28 protein-coding genes are annotated in these 22,606 nt (G+C 64.5%); 11 read left to right on the top strand and 17 right to left on the bottom strand.

Translation table 11 applies throughout. The features are described from left to right. Window positions 1-325: 325 nt before the first annotated feature. Window positions 326-1,033, top strand: coding sequence for an MgtC/SapB family protein (locus JYK05_RS21725; protein ID WP_206469735.1), 708 nt, complete (start codon window positions 326-328; stop codon window positions 1,031-1,033). A 25-nt stretch (window positions 1,034-1,058) separates the two neighbouring features. On the opposite strand, the gene JYK05_RS21720 is transcribed toward JYK05_RS21725, so the two are convergent. The 5 genes from JYK05_RS21720 to JYK05_RS21700 all read right to left on the bottom strand — a co-directional run bounded on the left by JYK05_RS21720 (window position 1,059) and on the right by JYK05_RS21700 (window position 3,304). Next, on the bottom strand, window positions 1,059-1,358 hold the full coding sequence (locus tag JYK05_RS21720) for a DUF6723 family protein (protein WP_241270027.1): 300 nt from the start codon (window positions 1,356-1,358) through the stop codon (window positions 1,059-1,061). Between the two features lie 101 nt (window positions 1,359-1,459). Continuing rightward, window positions 1,460-1,921, bottom strand: a complete 462-nt coding sequence (locus JYK05_RS21715; protein WP_206469734.1) for a DUF3597 domain-containing protein — start codon at window positions 1,919-1,921, stop codon at window positions 1,460-1,462. Window positions 1,922-1,992: 71 nt separating this feature from the next. Further along, a complete protein-coding gene (locus JYK05_RS21710) occupies window positions 1,993-2,214 on the bottom strand; it encodes a DUF2795 domain-containing protein (protein ID WP_175943669.1) in 222 nt (73 codons plus the stop codon). Between the two features lie 49 nt (window positions 2,215-2,263). Further along, entirely contained in the window at window positions 2,264-2,518 is a 255-nt protein-coding gene (locus JYK05_RS21705) for a hypothetical protein (protein ID WP_206469733.1), read from the bottom strand. A gap of 36 nt (window positions 2,519-2,554) precedes the next feature. Beyond that, window positions 2,555-3,304 carry an OBAP family protein gene (locus JYK05_RS21700; RefSeq protein WP_206470517.1) on the bottom strand — a complete coding sequence of 250 codons (750 nt, stop codon included), beginning with the start codon at window positions 3,302-3,304 and terminating at the stop codon, window positions 2,555-2,557. Window positions 3,305-3,588: 284 nt separating this feature from the next. Here JYK05_RS21700 and JYK05_RS21695 point away from each other — a divergent pair, with 284 nt between their 5' ends. Genes JYK05_RS21695 through JYK05_RS21675 form a run of 5 tightly spaced genes read left to right on the top strand, consistent with a single transcriptional unit; the run spans window position 3,589 to window position 7,431 of the window. Next, window positions 3,589-3,780 (top strand): hypothetical protein, encoded by a 192-nt coding sequence (locus JYK05_RS21695; protein ID WP_206469732.1) that lies wholly within the window; start codon window positions 3,589-3,591, stop codon window positions 3,778-3,780. Window positions 3,781-3,817: 37 nt separating this feature from the next. After that, on the top strand, window positions 3,818-4,684 hold the full coding sequence (locus JYK05_RS21690; RefSeq protein ID WP_206469731.1) for an MBL fold metallo-hydrolase: 867 nt from the start codon (window positions 3,818-3,820) through the stop codon (window positions 4,682-4,684). Between the two features lie 22 nt (window positions 4,685-4,706). Next, on the top strand, window positions 4,707-5,708 hold the full coding sequence (locus JYK05_RS21685) for an alpha/beta fold hydrolase (protein WP_241270026.1): 1,002 nt from the start codon (window positions 4,707-4,709) through the stop codon (window positions 5,706-5,708). After that, the gene (locus JYK05_RS21680; RefSeq protein ID WP_206469730.1) at window positions 5,705-7,090 is read left to right on the top strand and encodes a hypothetical protein; all 1,386 of its coding nucleotides are present in this window, start codon (window positions 5,705-5,707) and stop codon (window positions 7,088-7,090) included. Before JYK05_RS21685 ends, JYK05_RS21680 begins: the two co-directional genes overlap by 4 nt. Before the next feature lie 59 nt (window positions 7,091-7,149). Continuing rightward, a complete protein-coding gene (locus JYK05_RS21675) occupies window positions 7,150-7,431 on the top strand; it encodes a DUF3072 domain-containing protein (RefSeq protein ID WP_206469729.1) in 282 nt (93 codons plus the stop codon). A 43-nt stretch (window positions 7,432-7,474) separates the two neighbouring features. Here JYK05_RS21675 and JYK05_RS21670 read toward each other — a convergent pair whose 3' ends face one another. The 8 genes from JYK05_RS21670 to JYK05_RS21635 all read right to left on the bottom strand — a co-directional run bounded on the left by JYK05_RS21670 (window position 7,475) and on the right by JYK05_RS21635 (window position 14,557). Then, window positions 7,475-8,203, bottom strand: coding sequence for an OmpW family protein (locus JYK05_RS21670; RefSeq protein ID WP_175943656.1), 729 nt, complete (start codon window positions 8,201-8,203; stop codon window positions 7,475-7,477). An 86-nt stretch (window positions 8,204-8,289) separates the two neighbouring features. Beyond that, on the bottom strand, window positions 8,290-9,024 hold the full coding sequence (locus tag JYK05_RS21665) for a TenA family transcriptional regulator (protein WP_206469728.1): 735 nt from the start codon (window positions 9,022-9,024) through the stop codon (window positions 8,290-8,292). Between the two features lie 13 nt (window positions 9,025-9,037). Then, a complete protein-coding gene (locus tag JYK05_RS21660; RefSeq protein WP_175943652.1) occupies window positions 9,038-11,461 on the bottom strand; it encodes an EAL domain-containing protein in 2,424 nt (807 codons plus the stop codon). A gap of 255 nt (window positions 11,462-11,716) precedes the next feature. Beyond that, window positions 11,717-11,935 (bottom strand): hypothetical protein, encoded by a 219-nt coding sequence (locus tag JYK05_RS21655; protein ID WP_206469727.1) that lies wholly within the window; start codon window positions 11,933-11,935, stop codon window positions 11,717-11,719. A 245-nt stretch (window positions 11,936-12,180) separates the two neighbouring features. Then, complete coding sequence (locus tag JYK05_RS21650) at window positions 12,181-12,384, bottom strand: cold-shock protein (RefSeq protein WP_159834819.1); 204 nt, start codon at window positions 12,382-12,384, stop codon at window positions 12,181-12,183. Between the two features lie 237 nt (window positions 12,385-12,621). Then, the gene (locus tag JYK05_RS21645; RefSeq protein WP_206469725.1) at window positions 12,622-13,503 is read right to left on the bottom strand and encodes a YsnF/AvaK domain-containing protein; all 882 of its coding nucleotides are present in this window, start codon (window positions 13,501-13,503) and stop codon (window positions 12,622-12,624) included. A gap of 84 nt (window positions 13,504-13,587) precedes the next feature. Further along, window positions 13,588-14,028 (bottom strand): YsnF/AvaK domain-containing protein, encoded by a 441-nt coding sequence (locus tag JYK05_RS21640; protein ID WP_241270025.1) that lies wholly within the window; start codon window positions 14,026-14,028, stop codon window positions 13,588-13,590. Between the two features lie 145 nt (window positions 14,029-14,173). Then, window positions 14,174-14,557 carry a hypothetical protein gene (locus JYK05_RS21635; RefSeq protein WP_175943644.1) on the bottom strand — a complete coding sequence of 128 codons (384 nt, stop codon included), beginning with the start codon at window positions 14,555-14,557 and terminating at the stop codon, window positions 14,174-14,176. Window positions 14,558-14,788: 231 nt separating this feature from the next. Here JYK05_RS21635 and JYK05_RS21630 point away from each other — a divergent pair, with 231 nt between their 5' ends. Both JYK05_RS21630 and JYK05_RS21625 read left to right on the top strand, forming a co-directional pair. Continuing rightward, window positions 14,789-15,229: an Hsp20/alpha crystallin family protein gene (locus JYK05_RS21630; protein WP_175943642.1), complete on the top strand. Its 441-nt coding sequence runs from the start codon at window positions 14,789-14,791 to the stop codon at window positions 15,227-15,229. A gap of 43 nt (window positions 15,230-15,272) precedes the next feature. Then, window positions 15,273-15,680 (top strand): Hsp20/alpha crystallin family protein, encoded by a 408-nt coding sequence (locus JYK05_RS21625; RefSeq protein ID WP_175943641.1) that lies wholly within the window; start codon window positions 15,273-15,275, stop codon window positions 15,678-15,680. A 47-nt stretch (window positions 15,681-15,727) separates the two neighbouring features. Here JYK05_RS21625 and JYK05_RS21620 read toward each other — a convergent pair whose 3' ends face one another. The 4 genes from JYK05_RS21620 to JYK05_RS21605 all read right to left on the bottom strand — a co-directional run bounded on the left by JYK05_RS21620 (window position 15,728) and on the right by JYK05_RS21605 (window position 20,570). After that, window positions 15,728-18,106 (bottom strand): PAS domain S-box protein, encoded by a 2,379-nt coding sequence (locus JYK05_RS21620; RefSeq protein ID WP_371826460.1) that lies wholly within the window; start codon window positions 18,104-18,106, stop codon window positions 15,728-15,730. Window positions 18,107-18,423: 317 nt separating this feature from the next. Next, a complete protein-coding gene (locus tag JYK05_RS21615) occupies window positions 18,424-18,663 on the bottom strand; it encodes a DUF3460 family protein (RefSeq protein WP_206469721.1) in 240 nt (79 codons plus the stop codon). A gap of 53 nt (window positions 18,664-18,716) precedes the next feature. Continuing rightward, window positions 18,717-19,280, bottom strand: a complete 564-nt coding sequence (locus JYK05_RS21610; protein WP_175943637.1) for a DUF3005 domain-containing protein — start codon at window positions 19,278-19,280, stop codon at window positions 18,717-18,719. A 66-nt stretch (window positions 19,281-19,346) separates the two neighbouring features. Next, window positions 19,347-20,570, bottom strand: a complete 1,224-nt coding sequence (locus JYK05_RS21605; protein WP_175943634.1) for a DUF2252 domain-containing protein — start codon at window positions 20,568-20,570, stop codon at window positions 19,347-19,349. A gap of 145 nt (window positions 20,571-20,715) precedes the next feature. Between JYK05_RS21605 and JYK05_RS21600 the strand changes: the two genes are divergently transcribed. From JYK05_RS21600 to JYK05_RS21590, 3 genes are all read left to right on the top strand, one after another. Continuing rightward, the gene (locus JYK05_RS21600; protein ID WP_241270024.1) at window positions 20,716-21,423 is read left to right on the top strand and encodes a YetF domain-containing protein; all 708 of its coding nucleotides are present in this window, start codon (window positions 20,716-20,718) and stop codon (window positions 21,421-21,423) included. After that, complete coding sequence (locus JYK05_RS21595; RefSeq protein ID WP_206469718.1) at window positions 21,423-22,157, top strand: DUF421 domain-containing protein; 735 nt, start codon at window positions 21,423-21,425, stop codon at window positions 22,155-22,157. Before JYK05_RS21600 ends, JYK05_RS21595 begins: the two co-directional genes overlap by 1 nt. A gap of 120 nt (window positions 22,158-22,277) precedes the next feature. Then, window positions 22,278-22,595 carry a hypothetical protein gene (locus tag JYK05_RS21590; RefSeq protein ID WP_206469716.1) on the top strand — a complete coding sequence of 106 codons (318 nt, stop codon included), beginning with the start codon at window positions 22,278-22,280 and terminating at the stop codon, window positions 22,593-22,595. Window positions 22,596-22,606: the final 11 nt, after the last annotated feature.

Genomic DNA, 22,606 nt, shown 5'->3' with positions numbered 1-22,606 from the left:
CGCTTATAGATCGGCGGATGGCGGCGGGTTGCATGGATCGCCGCATTCGTCGCACTCTGTTTGCTTCCGCGCGTCCTGTCCGCTCGCACGCGAGTGTGCTCGGCCACGGCCCCCCCGCATTGCCGCCGTCTGCTCGTCGCGTCGCTTCAAAAGCTCGCGTACTAAATCACGACAGCAAGGCCAGCCGCCCACAAGTCAAAGCACGACCGCCGAACGCCCGAAACACCCCTGGTTCGACATTTGCTTGACATCCTCCGCATAGGGCCGCGAAGACCGTGTCAATCAACAAGCCCGGCCCAAACCACAACAAAAACGGAGAACGACCATGGGGCTGATGCCGCTCACCCTCGAATGGCGCGACGTCTTCACACGCCTGCTGCTAGCCGCGGTGGCGGGCATCCTGATCGGCTTCGACCGGGGCGAATCCGGCAAGGTCGCGGGCCTGCGCACGACGCTGCTCGTCTGCCTCGCCGCGTGCCTCTCCATGCTCGAAGTCAACGCGCTGCTGTCCCAGTCCGGCAAGACGCCGGAGTCCTTTGTTCAGATGGACGTGATGCGCCTGCCGCTCGGCATCCTGTCGGGCGTCGGATTCATCGGCGCGGGCGCCATCATGCGCAAGGACGGACTCGTCAAAGGCGTGACGACGGCCGCGACCCTGTGGTTCGTGACGGTGGTCGGCCTGTGCTTCGGCGGCGGACAACTCGGGCTCGGCGTCGCGGGCGTCGTGCTCGGCATCGTCGTGCTGTGGTTCATGAAGGCAATCGAAGTGCGGATTCCGCGCGAAAATCAGGCACAACTGAAGATCACCTACGAGCCCGGACGCTTCTCGAAGGAAGCGCTCATCGAATCGATGCGCGCGCGCGGTTGCCGCCTCGCCGCCGTGGCGGGAGCGTCGGGACAGCCGGGAAATCGCGTCGAGGAGCGTTACGAGGTGCGCTGGTACGGCGCGCCCAATGCGCGCGAATTGCCGCCGTTCGCCGAATGGGCGATGAAGGCGGGCGCGGCGCAGACCGAATGGTCCCTCACGCGATGATGCACCACGCGCCGCGCGGCGTCGTTCAGAGTTCGGGCGTCTTGAGATCCGCGTCGACGATCTGCTTGCCGCGCGTCTGCGCCGCGTTCTTCGCGGCATCCTTCGAATCGAACGGACCGAGTTCCTCGGCGCCGTCGAAGGGATAGAGCAGGCGCGCATCCGTCAGCCGCACCACCTTCAGCGTGCCGACGAAGCCGCCGCTCACGTGCGGCCGATACGACGCGTACACCGCGTAGTCGTCTTCGTTGAGGCCGGGCTTGGCCGCATGGTCCTTCTTCCACGGGAACAAGACGAGCTTCGCGCGTCGCGAGACCGGTTCTTTCATGGCCGGGATCATTGAGAAAGGAGTCGACGCAGGTCTTAAGCATTCGCTGTGCCGAACTCCGATGATCACGCGGCGCAGTGCGGAACCGGCCGCGAGAGGCGTCAGCTCTTCAGGTCGTCCGGAACCTTGCCGCCGTTCTCGGCGAGCTTTTTCATCACTTCCTTATGCAGCCAGATGTTCATGGATGCGGAGTCGTCCGTGTTGCCCGTGTAGTGCAGCTCGGTTGCGAGTTCCTTGCGCGCCTGAAGGCTGCTGTCGAGGTCGAGCAGTTTCATCAGGTCGACGATCGACGTGCGCCAGTTGAGATTGGCGCCGTGCTGCTGCTGTTTCTGCGAGAGGATGGCTTCGACATCGACTTCAGGCATCGGCGTGACGGGCGGACGCGCGGGTTCGGCGCCCGACGTGGCCGGCGCCGCCGACGTCGCGGTCGGGCTGGCCTGCGCCGCTGCCGTCGCGCCGCCCGCGGCATTGTTCGCGGCAGGCGGTGTCGCGCCGCCCGATGCGGTGGCGGCCGGGTGATCGTGCGGGAAAATCTTGTTCAGAATGGTCGAAAAAATGCTCATCAGGTTCTCCTATCGAAAGAATGAAAATGCGCGCCGGCCGCGCTGCCGCGGCCGCCGCGACGGAAAGAATTTCAACTCTCCTGGCCCACCGCCTTCGATACGGCTGCGGGACTTTCGTATTCCTGATCGGGCAACGCGTCGAGCGCGTTCGTGACCTCCTCGCTCGCGCCGTTGCTGCGAGCGGTGTCGAGGAGCGTCTGCTTGTCGGCGGGATAGTCGATGCCTTTCAGCGCCTTCTGCATGTCGATGAACATGCTGTTCGATCCGCCGGACTGGTTGTTCGCCATTCTCATCTCTCCTGTGAAGTGTGTTGGCAGCCGCGACTGACGCCGCGGCGCCTGACTACTGGCTCGCGCCTGCGGGCGCGTCGCTCGCGGCGGTGGCGGGGAAGCTCGCCGCGGCCGGCGCCGACGCCATCGGCGCGGAACCCATCGACGCGGATGCGGCCGCCGCCGACGTATCGCTTGCCGCGCCGCCGCCCGCTGTGCTGCCTGCTCCACTGCCCGCGTCGCCGCCGCGCTTGCAGCCCGCCGTGAGCGACAATGCGACGAGCAGCGCGGCGAGCGTTGCAACCCGGGTTGTGCTGTTCCTGACCATGCTTTCGTCCTCCGTGCTTCGTGCTGCGTTATGGAATCACGACGACCCGCTCACGTCCCTGAACGGGACTTCGGCGAGCGTCGTCTGCACCGACGTGCCGCTTTCCCACGCATTCGCGCCTTCCGCGATGTCCGGCACCGGAATGCCGTAGCGTCTGCGCTTGCGGTCTTCGGACGAGACGCCGAGACGCGCGTCGCGTTCGGCGACCATCGCCTCGTTCACCTGACCGTCCTGCGTGAAGCCCATCATCAGTTGCGGCGGGCCGTACGGAAATTCGTCGCGATCGATCTGCCACGTATGAAACGTCTTGCCGTACGTCGACACGAGGTCCTGAAAATAGGCGCGCTCGGCGAGTTCCGGAATGCCCGGCGCAATCAGAGTGCCGGACTTCACTTCGTAGTGGTGGCTGTGCCACAGGCGTTTTTCTTCCGCCGGCAACTGCCGGAACCGCTCTTCCGAAATGATGTATTCGATGCCGATGAGACGCGCGTCCGGCCGGTTCGAATCGAAGATCACGCATTGATGCAGGTCGTGCCGGAGATGAATGCAGAAGTGATGCGCCTCGACCTGACGGCCCATGTCGTCCGCATACATGTGAAAGCCGTTGAGCCACGTACTCATGGCCTGAAGCGGATACTTCGGCTGCATGACGCCAGATGCGAGATCGAGCAGTCGATGCTTGGCGGAATGACCTTCGCCCACGCGCGCGATGGCATTCGCGCGGCGTCCGATCAGAACGCCTGCCGCCGCCGCGAGACCGGCGACGACGCCCGCCGCGAGCGGCATGAAGGCGTCCGAGCCACGCGATCCGCACGATTCGCATGCTCCGCTCAATTCGTTCGACAGTTCACGCCGGTTGCGCATCGATGCCTCCGTTCGCTCGCGTTGCTCCTCGGGTGAACGAAGCAATCACCGTTCCGGCGCGATGCGTCGCGCCCGCTGCGAGCTAAGGCACCCCGATTGCTTGATGGTGGCCGTGCGGCGCGGGCCGCTCGCGCGACGCCACCAAGCGCGCCGCGACGGCTCGCTGCAACAAGCACTTCCCGACACCGAATCATCAGGAGATCGACATGAGCACGTCATCGCAAAACGGCAAGCCGGAACAGTCACAGAAGGACAACGATGAAGCGCAAAGCGGCAGCGACGAAACCTTCACGACCGATATCTCCGAAACCGACGACGAAGGCACGACCGTGCGCGAAGCCGAAGTCAAGGCGGACGACTTGTCCGAAGTGAAACCCTCGGGCGGCGGACAGTCTTAAGCGCCGCGCGACCGGTCAACGCAGGGATCGAGCCGCCATGCGCGTTCATCATCTGAATTGCATTTCGAGTTGTCCGCTCGGCGGCAAGCTCTTCGACGGGCGCACGCCGAGCCTATTGCGTCGCGGCGAACTCACCTGCCATTGCCTGCTGATCGAAACGAACGACGGCCTCGTGCTCGTCGATACAGGCTTCGGCCTGCGCGATGTCGCCAATCCGCAGAGCCGCCTGAGCACGTTCTTCCTGTTCATGCTGAAGCCCGATTTCCGCGAGGAAATGACGGCGGTGCGGCAGATCGAGCGGCTCGGCTTCAGGGCGAGCGATGTCCGTCACATTCTGATGAGTCATCTGGACTTCGATCACGCGGGCGGACTCGACGACTTCCCGCAAGCGACGGTTCATATGCTCCAAATCGAGCGCGACTATGCGCTCGCGCAGAAGACGTGGCTCGACCGGCAGCGGTTTCGTCCGCAGCAATGGTCGACGCGCGGCAACTGGAAAGTGCATCGCGCGGACGGCGAGAAGTGGCGCGGCTTCGACAGCGTGCGGCCGCTGCCCGGCTTTCGCGACGACATCGCTTTCGTGCCGCTGCCCGGTCACACGTTCGGACACGCGGGCATTGCCGTGCGCAAGGATGACCGGTGGCTGTTGCTCGCCGCCGATGCGTATTTCTTCCACACCGAGATGGATGCCGAGCGGCCGCGCTGCACGCCCGGCCTCGCGTTTTATCAGTGGATGCTGGAGAAGGACCGCGCGGCCCGCCTGCGCAATCAGGCGCGACTGCGGGAACTGTGCCGCACGGCCGGTTCCGAGCTGACGGTGTTTTGCAGCCACGATCCGTTCGAATTCGAGCGCCTCGCCGGACGCTCGCCCGGCATTCCGGCGGAGCATCTCGTGATGGCGTGAGGCGATGACGTGAAGCGATGACGTGAAGCGGGCACGCGATTCGCTCGTCGAGGGCATGACACGACGCGTTCGATCACACGCATCCGCACACGTTGCGCGATCCGCACGCTCCGCCTGGCCTGCGCTCGCGGTAGCGGGCACCTGCGCGCTTGCGGCCTGGGCGGCCGTCGAATGGAAGCGGCTCAAGCGCACGCCCGCGCTTTCCGAAGCCAGCGCGAACGCAGGCATCACCGTACGCACGACGCAAGCCGGTCCTTACCGCATGTTTTCGCGGCAGGCGCGACACGAAGGCCGTGCTTCGCGCGTGCCGGTCGTGCTGGTACACGGCCTCGTGATTTCGAGCCGCTACATGGAGCCGCTCGCGCTCACCCTGCGCGATGCCATCGACGGCCTCGATGTTCACGCGCCCGATCTTCCCGGCTTCGGCGAAAGCCCGACGCGCGAGCGCGCGCTCACGGTGCCCGAACTCGCCGATGCGCTGCGCCTGTGGCTCGCGGCGCGCGGCATCGACAAGGCCGTGTTCATCGGCAATTCGTTCGGCTGTCAGATACTCGCGGAGTTCGCGGCGCGCTTTCCCGGCTGCGTCGACAAGCTCGTGCTGCAAGGGCCGACCGTGGATCGCGCGGCGCGGTTTCTGCCCGCGCAGATGCTGCGCGACTGGCGCAACGGGCGGCTGGAACGGGCGCGGTCGGCGGCGGCGCTCGGGCGCATCGACTATGCGAAAGCCGGACTCTTGCGCGCCTTCGCGACGATGCGCGAGCTCGTGCGCGACCGCATCGAGGACAAGCTCTCGCGCGTGCAGGCGCCGACGCTCGTCGTCGTGGGTTCGCGCGATCCAGTGGTGCCGCTCGCATGGGCGCGCGAAGTGACAGAACGCTTGCCGCATGGCGAGTTGCTCGTCATCGAAGGCGGCACGCATACGCTCAACTATGTATATCCGCATAGCATGGCGCTCGCCATTCGCCCGTTTCTGCTTGGTGGCGTCGATGGCGTCGATCGCGACAACGGAGCCGCGCGCGCATGACGAGACCTCCACCCGGCATCGCGCGTTTCGATTCCGCCGCCGGCATGGTGCAAGCGCTCGCGGCCTCGCTGCACGGCGAGCGGTTCACGAGTCCGAGCCAGTCGCCGCTCTTCGACAGCCTGATGCCCGCGCTGAACCAGTTGCCGCGTCGGCCGCGCGAATGGGCGTATTCGATCGGCGGCATGACCGAGGGCATCGCGCCGCGCGCGGCCCGCAAGCTGGATGTGGAAGGCATCGGCGAATGGATCGCGGGACTGTATCCGCAACGGACCTTCGATGCGGCGTTCATCGGCTCGTCGAATGGCGCGCTCATGCATCTGGCCGCCGCGATGGGCGTGCCGTGGCTGCCGCAGACGTTCATGTGTCCGGTGCGCGCGCCGTTTTCCGATCCCGACGACGCAGAGCGCGGCTTTCGCGATGGCTTGCGCATCGTCGAGGACTTGCTCGCCGCCGATCCGCGCATCGCCGTGCATCACATGCAGGACCCGAATCAGGACCGGCTGATGTTGTCCGCGATGAGCTACTTCCGGCTGAAGATGCGCGCGTTGCCGCTGGCGTATCGCGAGTTCCTGCTGCGCAGCCTCGCGCCGAACGCGACCATTTATATCGACACCTGCACGCGCGACTGGCCGGTCACGCGCACGAGCGAGCGCTCCGTGTATCAGTTCGGCGCACTCGGCGGCGCGAACGAGGCCGAGTACTTCGAAGGCAGTCCGCGCGTGACCGAGTATCTGCGTCGCTACCGCTCGCGCTGGCCGCGATGGCAACCGCCCGCGCCGACCGAGCGCGCGCCCGAGGCCGAATGGGGCTTCGATGCCGCGCTGACCGAGAGCATCGTGGCGCTCGCCCGCGAGAAAAACTGGCGTCTGGTGGAAATGCGCTTCGACGAGCCAGAGTCGTTGAGCTTCGTCGCGGCGCGGATGTTTCGGGACTGGTATCGCAGTATGAACGTGGAAGCGGCGCGGCTCGTCGTCGATTCGTTCATTCTGATGGACCCGTACACCACCTTGCGCCTCCGCGCGATTCCGCTGTGGCTCGTGTTCTGCACGGACCCGTCCGCTGAAACGCTGCGGCGCTTTCTGGAGACGGAATCATTCGATGACATCGACCTGATGCTGTTCTCGCACGGCACCGAAGGCGTCGGCGTGACGCCGATCGCAGCGTGGCGCGCGTTGATCGAACGAAGCAGGCGAGAAGGGCGGTTTCTGGGCGTCGATACGCGCCGTTATCCACGCGACTTCGCGACGTTCGCGCGCTTCGGCCGGGCGCTTGCCGAACTGGGTCCGCAAATGGAACCGCCGCCGCCGATGACGCTATCGCAATTCGAAGCCGGCCTGCGCGCGCACGGCCCGCTTCACGGCGTGCAGATGCGCCCGCTGTGACGGGGCACGCAGCTTGCATGGACAAGACGCGCTAATAGACATCGCAGGAGGAAGCGGCCATGAAAGGACAACCGACCGGAAACGCAGAGCGTCAGGATGCTCAGGACGATCAGAGCGATCCGCGTATCGACAACCCGAAGGCGTCGCCAACATCGAATGCCGAGAAGGACCCCGACGAATGGGTGACCGGCGACGAGCCGATGACGGGCGCGCAGGCGTCGTATCTGAAGACGCTTTCCGAAGAGGCGAAGGAGCCGTTCGACGCGTCGCTGTCGAAAGCGGATGCGTCGCGCCGGATCGACGAGCTTCAGGCGAAAACGGGCAGGGGACAGAAGTCCTGACCGCCCGCAGCGCCGCCCGGCGCGAGAGCGCGGCGGCGTGTCGTCAGAACTTATAGCCGACCGAGAGGAAGCTCACGATCGGATTGAGCTTGATCTTCGATTCGCTGCGCACCGTGCCGACGGCCGATTGCGTCTCCAGACGCGCGCGCGCCGACAGCCACATGTACGACAGCGAGAACGACGCCGACCAGTGCTCCGTGAAGTTGTACGTGAAGCCGGCGTTGGCCACGGGCGCGAACGAACTGCTTAGGCTCACGGTCGTCGGGCCGGTCAGCGCATTGCCGAACTGGCTCGAATAGAGGAAAGCGCCGTTCGCCATCGGCGAGGTGAGTTTCGTATCCGAGAACCACACGTACGCGCCGCCCGCCGCGATATACGGACGGAAGCGGCTTTGCGCGCTGCCGAAGTAGTACTTCAGCAACAGCGTCGGGCTCCATTCGCGCGCCGAACCCAGCTTGCCGATGGCGCCGAGCGTGCCCGTGCCGTCCAGATTGAACTTCGGCGGCACGCCGAGCACGGCTTCAGCGGCGATATGGTCGGTGAAGAAGTAGGTCGTCGTGACCGCGAAGGTGTCGGCATTGCTCACCGAGGCGCCCGCGTTCGGCTCCGTCATCGTCTGGCCGAGCGCGTTGATCTTGAACGGCTCGCTGGAATCCTGCGGCGAGAAGTGCATCCACCCCGCGTTGACGACGATATTTCCCGCCGCCTGTGCGTGAGCGCCGCCGACACATAAGGCAGCGGCCGCCGCACACGCGATTTGCTTCGTTTTCATTCTTCTTGTCCAAATAGGGTACCGGTCCTGCGCAGCGCGCCTTCGCGCTGCGCGGGCCATCATTTGCCGCAACCGCGATGCTCGCGTTACAGGCAGCAGTCGAGGCTCATCTTGAAGTACTCGTAGCTCATCGCGATGCTGCGCTTGACCGCGTGCACTTCGTCGACGCCCGGCGCATTGCCGAGCAGCGTCGCGACGATTTCGAGCGCTTCCCACGGATGCGCGTCGTCGTAGTGCGCGTGCAGGCTGAGCCAGCGCATCGCCTTGCGGCGGATCGACACCGGGAAGCTGTTCGCGTACGTGTCCGTGCTGCACACGAGCGTGGACCATTCGCCGGTCACGCCTTCGATCGCGAAGTTCGTCGCCGCGATGCTCGCCGCGAGCGCGTCCGTGCTGCTGCTCTTCCAGCACCAGTGGCTGAGCGCGTAAGCGAGCGACGGACCGTTGGCCTTCATCAGGTCGCGCTTGCTCACGTCGTGCGCGGCAGCCCAGTCGACCCAGTAGTCCGCGTGGTTCTGCTCGACGCGGATATTGCGCGTCAGATAGCGCCGCGCCAGGTCTTCGCCGCGCGAGTGCCCGTAGCGGACCTTTTGCAGGTTCATCGCCATGTATTGCGGAAACTGCTCGACGACGGGCCAGCCGTTGACGAGGAACGCTTCCGCCTGACGCGGCTCGAGCTTGGCTTCGCGCATCGCCGCGAAAATGGGGTGCGAGACGACGGCCAGCTTTGCTTCTTTGGTCTCGGCCAGCACATCGCCGAGCCAGGCCGGGTAACTTGCGATGTCTTTCAAATCGCCCACCCGCTGAAAAGTCGGATCCAACGTGTTCTCCTGATTAGATGTTGATAGGTTCGACATGCTGTGCCCAAGGCGCGGGGCGCCCAACATGGAACCCCTGAACGAAATCGACGCCCATCTCGCGCAACGCGCGCAGAATCGCCTCGCTTTCGACATACTCCGCGATCGTCAGACGGCCCATCGAATGGCCGATGTCGTTGATCGCGGCGACCATGTCGCGATTAACGGCATCTTTGAGCATGTCCTTGATGAAACCGCCGTCGATCTTGATGTAGTCGACCGGCAAGTGCTTCAGATAGCCGAACGACGACATGCCCGCGCCGAAGTCGTCGAGCGCGAACTTGCAGCCGCGCTTCTTCAACTCGCGGATGAAACGCGCGGCGGCGGCGAGATTAGCGACGGCGGTGGTTTCGGTCACTTCGAAGCAGATCGCCGAGGGCGCGACGCCGCTGATGGCGAACTGCTCGTTGAGGAACTGGAGGAAGCGTTCGTCGCCGATCGACGCGCCCGACAGGTTGATCGCGTACTGCATGCGATCGGACGGCGGCGTGTTCGCGAGCGTCGAGAAGACCGCGCGCACGACCCAGCGGTCGATGGCCGACATGAGGCCGTAGCGTTCGGCGGCCGGCATGAAAAGGCCGGGCGGCACGATATCGCCGCGTTCGCCGACCATGCGCAACAGGATTTCGACGTGCTGCTCCGGTTCTTCGTGTCGGCCCGCTCGCGGGTCGGTGGCCTGAATGTCCTGCGCATAGAGGCAGAAGCGGTCGTTCGCGAGCGCGTCCTTGATGCGGCCGCACCACGACATTTCGCTCGCATGGCGCGTGAGTTCCTTGTCGCCGGGCACGGCCAGATGCACGCGGTCGCGGCCGCGCTCCTTCGCGAGATAGCAGGCGATATCGCCGTAGCGCATCGCGGTTTCCACGTCGAGCCCGGTCTGCCGCAGATCGACCACGCCGATGCTCACGCTCGTCGACAGGCGATGCGTCTCCCATGACCATTCGAACGCCGCGACGTCCTTGCGCAAGCGCTCCGCGATCTGCATCGCGCGATGCTTGTCGCAATTGCAGAGCAGCGCGCCGAACTCGTCGCCGCCCAGGCGCCCGAGCACGTCTTCTTCGCGCAGGCATTGTTCGATGAAGAGCGCGACTTCGCGCAGCATCGCGTCGCCGGCCGCGTGACCGTAGGTGTCGTTGACGACCTTGAACTGGTCGAGGTCGAGCATCATCAGCATCTGCGCGCGATGCGAGTCGTCTACATCCGACTCGGGATCGAGCGCGGTGCTGAGGCGCCGTTCGAATTCGGTGCGGTTCAAGAGTCCGGTGAGGCCGTCGTGCGTCGCCTGCCACGCGAGGTTCGAGACATACTCGCGCTCGCGCGTCATGTTCCTGAGCAGCAGCACGACGCCGGTCAACGTGTCCGACGTGTCGCGCACGAGCGACGTGATCGCCTGTACGACGATATCCTTGCCCAGCGCGTTCGTGAGAATGAGGTCGCCGCCGGCTTCCTCCGGTTCCGCGCCCTTGAGCGCTTCGTCGATCACATCGACCGGGCGGCGATCCCATTCCCGCGCCACCGTGACGAGCGCGCCCAGCGGCCGGTTCACGCACGCAGCGGCTTCGCGGCAGAAGAGCTTCTCGGCGGCGGGGTTGATGAACTCGACGAGGCCCGACGGCCCCACAGAGATCACCGCCTCGCCGATGGAGCCGAGCGTCGCCTTCGCGCGCGCCTCGCTTCGTCGCAGCGCGTTCTCGGTTTCGAGCCGCGCCGTGATGAAGCGTCGCGCATACCAGGCCGACAGACAGACGAGCAGCACGGCGACCACGACGTTCACGGTGAACAGCAGCATCGCCGTCTGGCGGAACGCCGAGCCGAGCACGTCGGCGAACGCGCGCGAGATCGGCGCGATCGAACCGTTGATGTTCCACACTTCGTTGGTGAGGAGGTCTACTTCGGCGCGTGCCGAAGGGCCGCGCTTGACGGCGGCGCGCAGTTTCCTGCCGGCATCGGCGAGCTGGTCGACGAGCAGATCGCCCGCCGTCCAGTACGCGACGGCTTCCTGGAAGTAGCTCGCGCGCCGGAACGTGCGGAACACCCAGATCACCGCGCCGACGTCGGCGGGATAGACGCCGCTCGCGAGCAGCGCGGCGCGCGCCTCGGGCACGTTCGGGTCCGGCCGGTCGAGCGCGAGCCGCGCGCGCTTCAGGCTGAGCGGATACGCGATCGCGTCTTCGTATTGACGGAACGCCTGTTCGTCGCCGGTCTGCGCATAACGCGCGAGATAGAAAACGGCGTCCTTCTGTCCTTTGGACCAGGTGCTTTCACCGCCGATATACGCGCGCACCGACGACATGATGGCGAGACTCGTCGCCGCCATCGCCAAAAGGGAGATGACGACCGCGAGAAACGGCCAGATCGTGTTGAACAGTTGCCGGTTTGTCGTCTTAGGGGCAACGCGCATGTTTACCTTCTTGTTGTTCGCTTGAAACGACTTGAGCGATGCGACTGCTGGCCCGAGTTCACGACCACGCCGACCGGACTATCCGGTTAAGCCACCCTCTTCCGGAATATCGGCAGAAGCCGTCCGGCCTTGAGGGCGTGGAGTCGCCTGCAAACGTTTGGCGCGTTGAATGTTAATTATCGAATAGCGGCGGGCGATAAAAGTCTGTGAGGTAAAAAGCGGCGCTTGCTGCGGGGGACATCGGAAAGAAAAGGATCAGCCGCGCGTGTCGATCCACTCGCGCGCCCATTGGCGCGAGTACTCGATAGCGTCGGATTCGTTGGCGAAGTAATCCAGCGAGTAGAAGCGATATTGCGCGTCGTTCTCGCTCGCGGAATCGCGTTCGAGCAGGAGATCGGCGGAGAAGGTTTTGTCGCGAAGCGGATGCGCGAACGCGTGCACCGCATAACCGCGGTAGTGTTGAGTCGTGTTCATTTTAGTTTTAAGGTCGGGGCTTTCCGTCGATGCGGAAGAAGCCGGAGGACAATGCGCCCTCGATAGACGCCAGGAAAAATCGTCTGGGCCGAAAGATCTGGCCGGAGATGGCCGAGAGATAAGCGGGGGACGGAGAGAGGCGAAGCGAGGGAAGCGGAAAAAACGCGGATAAAACGCGGATAAAACACAGGGGCCTTGTGGCCCCCGTGCATGCTGCAGATTACTGCGAACTACTGAATCAAGACTTACAGCGGCTTGATGTTCGAAGCTTGCATGCCCTTCGGGCCGCGCTTCGTTTCGAAGCTCACCTTTTGGCCTTCGGCCAGGGTCTTGAAGCCGTCGGCGCGAATCTCCGAGAAGTGCGCGAAGAGGTCGTCGCCGCCATTGTCGGGGGTGATGAAGCCGAAGCCCTTGGTGTCGTTAAACCACTTGACGGTACCGGTGTCCATGAAAATCCTGAAATAAAAATTGAAGATGCTCGAATCGAGCGGGGTGAAGCGGCAAGGAGGGAGTGGACAACGAATACCGGAGGAAAATCGGACTATTGATGAGCAGCAATCGACTTCTTGTACTTCAAGCGTCATTATGCCAATCCCAATCGAATCAGTCAACTATTTCTTCGATCGAATTCGATAAGGACGCCCGGCCGCATGCATGACGCGGCCGGGCCGAACATCATGCTGCAGTTACAGCGGCGTCTTCTTCGTGCCGGTCACGCCCGTGGTCCCTTCGAGGCCCGTGGTCGTGCCTTCCACGCCTGCGGTGCGTTCCACTTCCACTTCGGTGCCGCGAACCGTATCGGTGATCGTCTCCGTGCGGTTCGAGCTTTCCTTGCCGACGACCACTTCCTCGACGACGCGCGCCGTCTTCGCGACGACCGGCTGTTCAGCCGTTTCCTTGATCTCGACGAAGCCTTCCTTCAGATCCGCCGCCGTCGCGGGACGGTCCACTGCGCGGCGCTCGATGCTCGCGTGCTCTTCATGCAGATTCACGGACTCGCTGACCGGCGTTTCCGTCAGGCGCGAGTACACGCGCACGCCGCCCGTTTGCACTTCACGCTTGCCGACTTCGAGCGACTCCTGCACGACCGGGAAAGCCTGGCGTTCCGCTGCGATTTCATCCGCGGTGTAGGCGGGCGCGTTGCGGTCATAGCCCGTGTAGCCCGTATTGCGCCATTGAGCCACGCGCGAGTCGATGTCGATTGCGCCGGCTGCATACAGCGCGTCGCGCACGCGTTCGGTCTCCATACCGTCCGGCACGTCCACCGACAGCAGCGCACTGCCGCGGCGCACCGCTTCCTGATAATGACCGATCTCTTCGGGGCGGTCGTTCTCGCCGAAGAGGTTCTTGAAGAAGTGTTCGATGCGGCCCATCGCGCCTTCGTGCGCTTCGCCGACGGGACGGTCCGTCGCGACATCGCTCGTGGCGGCGCCGGTCGTCATCGACGAGCCGGCATCATTCGAATGCACGCTCATGTCCGCGCGCGCGATGCCTTCTGCTTCGAGGCGGGTCTGAGCGAGCTCGGCGTCCTGAAGCGTATTGAATACACCAATGATAGTCTGAGTCATAGCAGCATCTCCGAGAAAAAGGCGTACGCAAGCCGGGGATAAAGCGCGTGCGATCGAGATCGCAACGGGCGTTCCCGAGCGTGGTCAATCTGCCTGCGGATCGCGCTTCCATTCGCCGTCCGGCCCCTCGCGCCGCTCGACGACGAGTTCCTCAGAATTCACAAGAACCTGGTGCACCACGTCCTGTTGCGTCTCGGTCGTCTGCACGTACACCTCTTCTTTCAACGTCAGTTGCATTCTGACCACCGGCACATATTCGTATACCGGTATGACGAGCGTATCGCCTTCGCGACGCGGTTCGCTGCGCTCCTCGACAGGCCGATTCACTGCCACGCGCCTCACGTCCACTTGCTGCGTGGAAAGCCGCATCGAAACGGGTTGCATTTCCTCATGCACGACCTTGCGCACGCGCACCGAGCCGGTCTCGGTCGTACGCACGCCGACCGCGAGTTCTTCCTGTACCGCGGACAGGCGCACTTCTTCCGACGGCGGCGTGACATCGGCCGGGGTATCGTCTGAATTCATCGGCTTCTCCATCGCAGATTCGCGGAACGCTGATTCGTCCGCTCGAAGACAGCCGCCTCGCGCGGGTTGCGCAATGGCCATCCGAGCAACGGATCGCGCAAGCACCGTGCCGCTCGCGAGCGAGCGCAAGCCGATGCGCAGTCACTCAATGTATCGGCGCGACGGTCCCGAGCTTCTCCGCAAGCATTCTTTCGTAGACGCCGAAATGAAGGTCGACTTCCTCCTGCGTGACCGTCTGCACAAAGAGATTGATCTGTTCCGGCATGAGTCCGAACACGGCGGCGATAGCAGCTTCCAGTTGCGGCGCGCAGACACGGTCTTCGGCGATCGTCGTTCCGACGGTGATGTCGTACACCTTCTCGTGCCGAAAGACGATCTCGACGATCCTCGCCCGGGCGCTCATGTTGTGATCCACCGCGAGGCGCGCCACTTCGGCGAGCTGATTCATGATCTCGGTGGGAAAGCCCCGGGTTGAACGCAGTTTGATGCGATGCCGTCCGAGCGTTCTCCAGTCGGTATCGAATTCCACGACATTCTCCTTGTGACCTGGTGCGCGGATGGTATGGGCGGCGCGTCCGTTTTCAAGCGCGCGAAGCGCACGCCCCGCCCCTTGAAATTCTCGCGGCGTTTCATATATTGGCCTCGTAAAGGCAGCCGCTCGCCATGAGCGCTGCGTGTTTCAACCTTAATTGTCCGCGGCTTGGGGCAGCTAAAGCTGAAGCGCACTGAGCTTCCCTCTTGCCGCCGGAGGAGAGCGAAAATGAACGAAGCATTCACTGGGGCCGACCTCTTCAGCGAACTGGAGAGACTGCAGCGGCAACTGTCCAGCGTGTTCGACGGCTTCCCGCGAAGTTTGCGATCGAGCCGTCCCGGCGTGTTCCCGCCCGTCAACATCGGTTCGACCGATGACACCATCGAGATCGTCGCGTTCGCGCCGGGCCTCGACACCACGAAGCTCGACGTGTCCATCGACAAGGGCTTGCTCAACATCGCCGGCGAACGCACGACGCGCGAGCGCGACTTGCCCGAAGGCGCGCGCGAATACGCGCAGGAGCGCTTCAACGGCACCTTCCGTCGCGTGATCGAACTGCCGCAGCAGGCCGATCCGGACAAGGTGCAGGCGCGTTATGTCGATGGTTGTTTGCTGATCTCGGTCGGCAAGCGCGAGGCATCGAAGCCGCGCGCGATCACGGTTCAATGACCTGCGGAATGACCCATGCAATGAGCAAGAAAGAGGTGACATCATGAGCGACAACACTCAAATCGCGGAACGCGAAAAAGGCGCTGTGGCTCGTCAGGAGTCCAGCCAGGAACGGCGCCGCACGACGCTCGCGCCGAATGTCGATATCGTCGAGGACGTGCATGCCGTCACGTTGTGGGCGGACCTGCCGGGCGTATCGAAGGACCGGCTCGACGTGAAGGTGCACGACGGCAGTCTCATTATCGAAGGCGAGTCGGTCGTGCCGGTGCCGTCGAATCTGCGCCTCGCGCATGCGGAAGTGCGCGCGCCGTACTTCTCGCGCACGTTCACCGTGAGCGAAGACTTCGATACGTCGAAGGTCGAAGCGACGCTCAAGGACGGCGTGCTGAAGCTCACGCTGCCGCGCCGCGAGGAAGCCAAGCCGCGACGCATCGAAGTCACGGCCGCGTGAGGTCGTGACGCGGTGAAGGGGCCGGCGCGACGCTGGCCCCGCTCAACTTATTGCTGGCCGCTCGCGCGGCCTTCGTCGCGCAACGCTTCTTCGAGTTGTTCGAGCGTGTACGGCTTGCGCAGCGCCTGCCACTCGAAGCCCTGCGCTTCGTCATCCAGCACGCTGTCACCGGACGCGAAAATCACGCGCATGCCGGGACAACGCTCGACAGCGCGGCGCGCGAGTTCGGTGCCCGCCATGTCGGGCAGATTCACGTCGGTCAGCAGCACGTCGAAAGCGTCGTGCGTCAGCACTTCGAGCGCTCCGCTTGCGTTGGCCGTGCTCACCGCGCGATGGCCGAGCATCACGAGCAGCTCGCTCACCGCTTCGCGCGCGAAGCGATCGTCTTCCACCACCAGCACGCGTTTTGCAGCAGCGGGCGCGGGCGAAGGCTCCGGTTTGGCTTCGCTTGTTTGAGGTGCTTGATTCGGAGTGCCGAGCATCTGCCGGATCTTCGAGGCCAGATCTTCGCGGCTGTAGGGCTTGCTCAACAGTTCCACGCCCGGATCGAGGCGTCCGCCGTGAACGATCGCATTGTGCGTGTAGCCCGACGTGAAGAGCACGCGCAGATTCGGCTGCATCTTCACCGCGCGGCGCGCCATCTCGGGACTCTTGAGCGAGCCGGGCATCACGACATCGGTAAAGACCAGATCGATGTGCACGCCGCTGCTCAACACGACGAGCGCCTGATCGGCATTGTCGGCCTTGAGCACGTTGTAGCCGAGGTCCGTCAGCATTTCGATGACGGTGGACTGCACCTTCTGGTCGTCCTCCACCACGAGTATGGTTTCCGAGCCGCCCGTCACCGGCGCGTTTCGCCACGGCGTGGGTTCGAGCGCCTCCACCAGCGATCGCGGCAAGTAGACGCGCACCGTGGTGCCGTGCCCGACTTCGCTGTAGATGCGGATATGCCCGCCGCTCTGCTTGATGAAGCCATACGCCATGCTGAGGCCGAGCCCGGTGCCTTCGCCTTCCGGCTTCGTGCTGAAGAAAGGATCGAATGCGCGCTCCAGCACTTCGGGCGGCATGCCGACGCCCGTATCGGTCACGCCGAGCATCACGTACTGTCCCGCCGGCACGTCGGAAAGCGTGCGCACATAGCGGTCGTCGAGCATCGCGTTCGCGAGTTCGAGCGTGAGCTTGCCGCCGTCGGGCATGGCGTCGCGCGCGTTGATGGCGAGGTTCAGCAGCACGTTCTCCAGTTGATGCAAGTCGACGTATGCGTTCCATAGCCCGCCGGAGACCACCGTCTCCACCTGAATGGTTTCGCCGAGCGCGCGGCGCAGCAGGTCGTCCATGCCGCGCACCATCGAAGCGAGATTCACGGACACGGGCCGCAGCGCTTGCCTGCGGCCGAACGCGAGCAATTGCGATGCGAGCTTCGCGCCGCGTTCGACGGCATCGATCGCATTGCTCAGGCGGTCCATGCTCCAGTTGTCGCCCATGCAACGGCTGCGCAGCAGTTCGAGATTGCCGCGCAGCACTTGCAGCACGTTGTTGAAGTCGTGCGCGACGCCGCCCGTCAGCTTGCCGATGGCTTCCATCTTCTGCGCCTGCAACAGCGCGGCGCGCGTCTCTTCGAGAAGCTGATCCGCTTCGCGCTTCTCGGTGACGTCGCGCGTGATCTTCGCAAAGCCGATCAGCGTGCCGGTTTCGTCGCGAATGGCGTCCACGATCACGTGCGCCCAGAAGCGCGTGCCGTCGCGGCGCAGGCGCCAGCCCTCGGATTCGAAGCGTCCTTCGCGGGCCGCGATGCGCAGCGCGCGCTGCGGCAAGCCGGCCGCCGCATCTTCCGGCGAATAGAAGCGCGAAAAGTGCGAGCCGATGATCTCCTCGGCGGTATAGCCCTTGATGCGCCGCGCGCCGCTGTTCCAGTTGGTCACGAGCCCTTCGGGCGAGAGCATGAAGATGGAGTAGTCCGTCACGCCCTCGACGAGCAGACGAAAGCGCCGCTCGCTTTCGATCACCGCGTCGTGCGCCTTTCGCTTGTCGCTTTCGTCGCGGACAATCTTCACGAAGCCGATGAGCGACCCGTCCGCCTCGACGAGCGCCGTGGTGAGCACGCTCGCCCAGAACACGGAGCCGTCCTTGCGCCTGCGCCATCCTTCGGTTTCAAAACTGCGGTGCGCGCGTGCTTCGCGCAGTTCGCTTTCGAGCGTCGCGCTCTCGCGGCCGTCTTCGGGGAAAAAGACCGAGTAGTGCTGTCCGACGATTTCTTCGTCCGCATAGCCGTAAATGGCCGTGCCGCCCGGGTTCCAGGTCGAGACATAACCTTCGGGCGTCAGGCAGAACGCCGCCAGATTCGCCGTGGAGTCGATCCAAACGCGTGCCCAGTCGGGGCGCATGCCGGCTGGCGTGTTCTCGCTATTGCGCATGACATTCGTCATCGGTTCTTTTGGCTCGCTGACCCGGCTGGCCTATAAGCGGCAATGAGCATGATTTTGATGGGGCGTCTCCGAACGGACCATTCTAGCGGCTTGCTCGCCCGGCGTCGAACAAGGCCCGACCGGCTGCGGAAAAGCGCGAAATGCAGGCGGAAATTGCGAGACAAAGACGCGCAACAGAGGTTGCGCGCAGGCAGGCGTGCGCGAGTAATAAACGCGCGCTCGACGCGCATCCGGACGTCGGAAAAGCGCGTCGAGCGACTGCGCGTTGCCCTAGACGAATCAGGGCCCGCGCATGGTGGCTTCAGGCTCGCCGGACGCTAGTCCAGGTCGCTGTAGTAGACATACGAGGGCTGCCGCAGCTTACCTTCCTTGCCGACCGAATCGGGCGAGTCCGGCAGACGCGGCAGCTTGTCCCACAGGAGCGCGCGCCCGAGCATCTGGTTCCGGTCGATCTCCGGATGGTCCTCTTTCAGCCGGTTGAGGAACTGCTCGAACTCGGATACATACAGGCCGGTCGAGACGCCGCTATGCTCACGATGACGTTTGAACAAGCCCACTTTCTTTCTCCTTCACCAAAGTCGATGGTTGCAAGAGCCGCGCTCGTTGCGGCTCATGCATCCGCAATGCGCTCGAAGCTGAACACATGCGATGTCTTCGACCCGTTCATCTCCTGCTCGTAAAGCGTCTCGCTGAACACCACGCGATAGCCGCGCTTGGGCAGAATCGGCGGCACGTTGCCGGTCGGACGGCTGTCGATGCCGCCGAGTCCGCGCGCCGGCGCGCGCACGTTATTGGACAGCGTCGCGTTCGACGAGATCACGTTGTCGTGCCAGCCGGACATATCGCGACTCGCTTCGATCGACTTCGCATCGGCGTCCACGGTGTCGTCGGTGGACTCCATGCCTTCGTCGTCGACCGCGCGGATGCGGCTCGCCGCTTCCTGCACGGGATCGGACGAGCCGTTGCTGGCCGCGCGATCGTCTATCGACGGCAGCGCGCCATTCTCGTCGGCCGGGCCCGGTTCGGCCGAGCCCGCGTGTTTCGTGCTGCCGAACTCCTTCGCCTGCGTCGCGGCGTCGGGCGAAGCGGTGCCGGTTGCGGGCGTCTTGGCGGGGCTCTTGGCCGCCATTTCCTTTTGCTGTTGCTGTGACGGATTGCCTTCTGCGTTCTGCATTGCGTCCTCGTCTAATTCAATTGCTCAATGTGATGCTGCGATGCATTCCGCGTGCCCGGGCGCGCGTCAGGCCGCCGCGAGCGCGTAGCGCCGGCAGTGTTCGAGATAGCCGACCTCGTGACTGCCGACCAGTTCCACGATGCTGCTCCACAGCCACAACGGCGCGTCGATGGACTTCGGTTTTGTGCGCTTCAGTTCGGCGAGCCAGCTCTTGCGCGTGGCGCGGTCCATCTGCCGGGCGTGCGCCTGACCGACGACGAACGCGAGATAGCGCGCCACTTCCATCGCTTCCGTTGGCCCGATGTGTTCGATCTCCAGCTTCAGGTCCTGCGGCAGCAGTTCGCGCAAAATCACGGGACGTCCCTGCAAGGTCGCGGATCGCATGCGCTCGCCGAGATGCGGCGACAGGTTGCGCGCGCCTTCGACCACGCGTTCGGCGTTGTCGCGCGGCATGTTCGTGCCAGGATAACGCGGCGCGGCGGCCTTCACGCCTTCCTTGATGTCGATGAGGCACAGGTCGTCGCCTTCGACGACGCCGCCGTCCACATCGAGCAGCACCGCGTAACGCAGGCGCCCGAGCGAACTGCAGCCTTTCACCCAATAGGCGGCGTCGAGCACGGTGACTTTGCCGGTATCCGGACGACCGCGCAGGCTCGTCGCGAGCTTGGCGAGCGTCTCCTTCTGGAAGAGCGCTTCGATCTCCGCGCGCTCGTCCTTGTTGACGGGCCAGAAGCGGCTTCCGTACGGAATGGTCGGCTGCGTGTCGTCGAGACGTTCGAGCGCCAGATGCTTCCACGAACGGCGCACCGCTTCGCGCATCACCACGCGCACGACTTCGGGCTTGCGGCAGAGGTCGTCGGCGTCGCTGTCGGCGTCGCTGTCGAACGCGAGCGCGTAGCCTTCGAACAGCGCTTCGATCATGTTGATGGTCGTGACGCCCGGCAGCGCCGAGCCGCGCGCCGTGGTCGCGAGCGAGAGGCCGAGCCGGATCAGGTCATGCACCGGATTGCCGATGACCGTCTGGTCCAGATCGCGTATCTGAATCTCGATGCGCTTGTTGGCGTCCGCCACAGGGCCGAGATTGCCGGTGTGGCAGTCGCCGCAAATCCAGATGGCCGGGCCTTGCGGCAAGCCGCGTATCTCGGCCTGTTCCAGCCAGTCGTAGAACTTGGACGTGTTACCGCGCACATAGGCGTGCGTCGAGCGGGCCATCTTGGCATTGCGTCGGGCCGTGAGTATTTCCTGCCGGCTCTCGAATTCGGGTACTTTTTGCTTGGATGGCTTGGGCATGAATCGTCTTGCGGGATAGTGTCGCGCGGGCTTTTCTCGTGCATCGCACAAGATGTGCCTGCCGCTGTGAAGACTTTGTGTCGCGCGCGCATCAGGCACGCTGAATGCGCGATGCTTCGCACTCGACATGCTGTCAGGTGCCGCTTTGCAATCCCCTCCGTTCAGACTGACCGACTGGCATCGCTTCCTGTTCGGCAACGCGTCATGGCACTTTCTGCTGGAAGTGCTGCTCAGAACCTGCGCGACTTACGTGCTGCTCGTCATCGCGATGCGCTTGCTGGGCCGGCGCGTCGCCGCGCAGTTCACGCTCTTCGAAATCTCGATCGTCGTGACGCTTGCGGCGGCCATCGGCGTGCCGTTGCAGGCCGCGAATCGCGGCATGCTGCCGCCGTTTCTGATCGCGCTCGTCGCGGTCGCGCTTCAGCGCGTCATCGCGGCGGCGGGCATCACGCACCGGCGCGTGGAGACGATGATATCGACCGATGTCACGCTGCTCGCCCGCGAAGGGCGGCTCGAACACGCCGAGCTGGCGCGCGCCGCGATGCCCCGCGAGAAGGTCTACGAAGCGATGCGGCTCGCGGGCTGGCAGCATCTCGGCCAGATCAGCCGCCTGTACATGGAGCCTTCCGGCGCGTTCTCGTTCATCCCCGCGCGGCCCGCGAAGCCGGGCTTGTCGGTGCTGCCCGCCATCGACGAGGAATTGCGCGACGAAGCCCGCGTGCCGGGCTGCTCCGCGTGCCTGCATTGCGGCAATACGGTGAAGACCGAGGAGAGCGGCCACGCCGGCGATCTGCGCTGCGACAACTGCGGATCGCGCGAGTGGACGTACGCCGTGACGGAAGTGGAGCGCTGATGCCATTCATCGAGCGACTGCTGATCGGCGACGGGCCGTGGGCTTTTCTCGTCGAAGTCATACCGCGAGCGGTGGTCATGTATCTGATGCTGCTCGTCGCCATGCGCATGATGGGCAAGCGCGTCGCGGCGCAATTGAGCATCACGGAACTCGCCGTCATTCTGATGCTGGGCGCGGCGATCGGCGTGCCGATTCAGGTGTCGTCGCAAGGCGTGCTGCCGGCCGCCGTCGTGCTGCTGGCGGTGGTCGCGCTACAACGCCTCAGCGCGAGGGCGGGGCTGCGCTGGCGCAGGTTCGAAGTGCTGGAGCAGGGCGACGTCACGATCCTCGTGAAAGACGGCCGCATACTGCTCGATGAACTGAAGGCCAGCCAGGTCTCGCGCGAGATGCTCGCTTCCGAGTTGAGGGCGGCGAACGTCGCGCATCTTGGGCAACTGCGCCGCGTGTACATGGAGGCGTCCGGGTCCATCAGCATCGTGTGGCGAAAGGAGCCTTTGCCGGGGCTCACGGTGCGGCCGGACATGGAGCGGTCGCTGCTCGACGCCATCGGCGCGAAGGGCTATTTCTCGTGCTGGAGCTGCGGCGTCACGGTGCAGTCGGACGAGCGTCCGGACCGGCCGTGCGAGGCATGCGGTTATGAGCGGTGGGAATCCGCCGTGCGCGTGCCCGTCGAGCGGTCGACTGCCACGGACACCGGCGCCGCCGCAGACACCGAACAGACCGCGGCTAGCTAAACGCCGCATCGCCTTGCGGTCGCCATGCGCCGGCCCGCGCGCGCCGGTCACATTGCTTACACATCCCCCCGATACGCTTTCATGCGCTGAGTGCAACTGCCCACTTGCCCGAGAGGACGCATGAAGAGAGCCGAAAGACGCCGCCACGTAGCGGCGGGCATCGCCGTATTCGCGTGCGCAACCGTTGGCGGCTGCAACAGCAACAGCAACAGCAACACCAATAGCGATACGGCAGTCGACCCTGCCGCGGCCGCGCCCGCACGCGCGAGCGCGCAAGCGGATGCCGCGACCGCGGGAACGAGCGAACTGGAGAACTGGGCGATCTCGGCCACGTCCACCGGCGCGCCCCGTCCGTCGCAAGCGCAGTCCGCGCAGGCCGTCTCGGCGCAGGCATCGTCCGATGCGCTCGCGCCGCCGGTCATTCACACGGTCGACTGACGCCTTCCCTC

Source organism: Caballeronia sp. M1242, from assembly GCF_017220215.1.
Taxonomy (GTDB): domain Bacteria; phylum Pseudomonadota; class Gammaproteobacteria; order Burkholderiales; family Burkholderiaceae; genus Caballeronia.
Note: the sequence above shows the minus strand (reverse complement) of the source record. Positions and strands in the feature narration are given on the sequence as shown.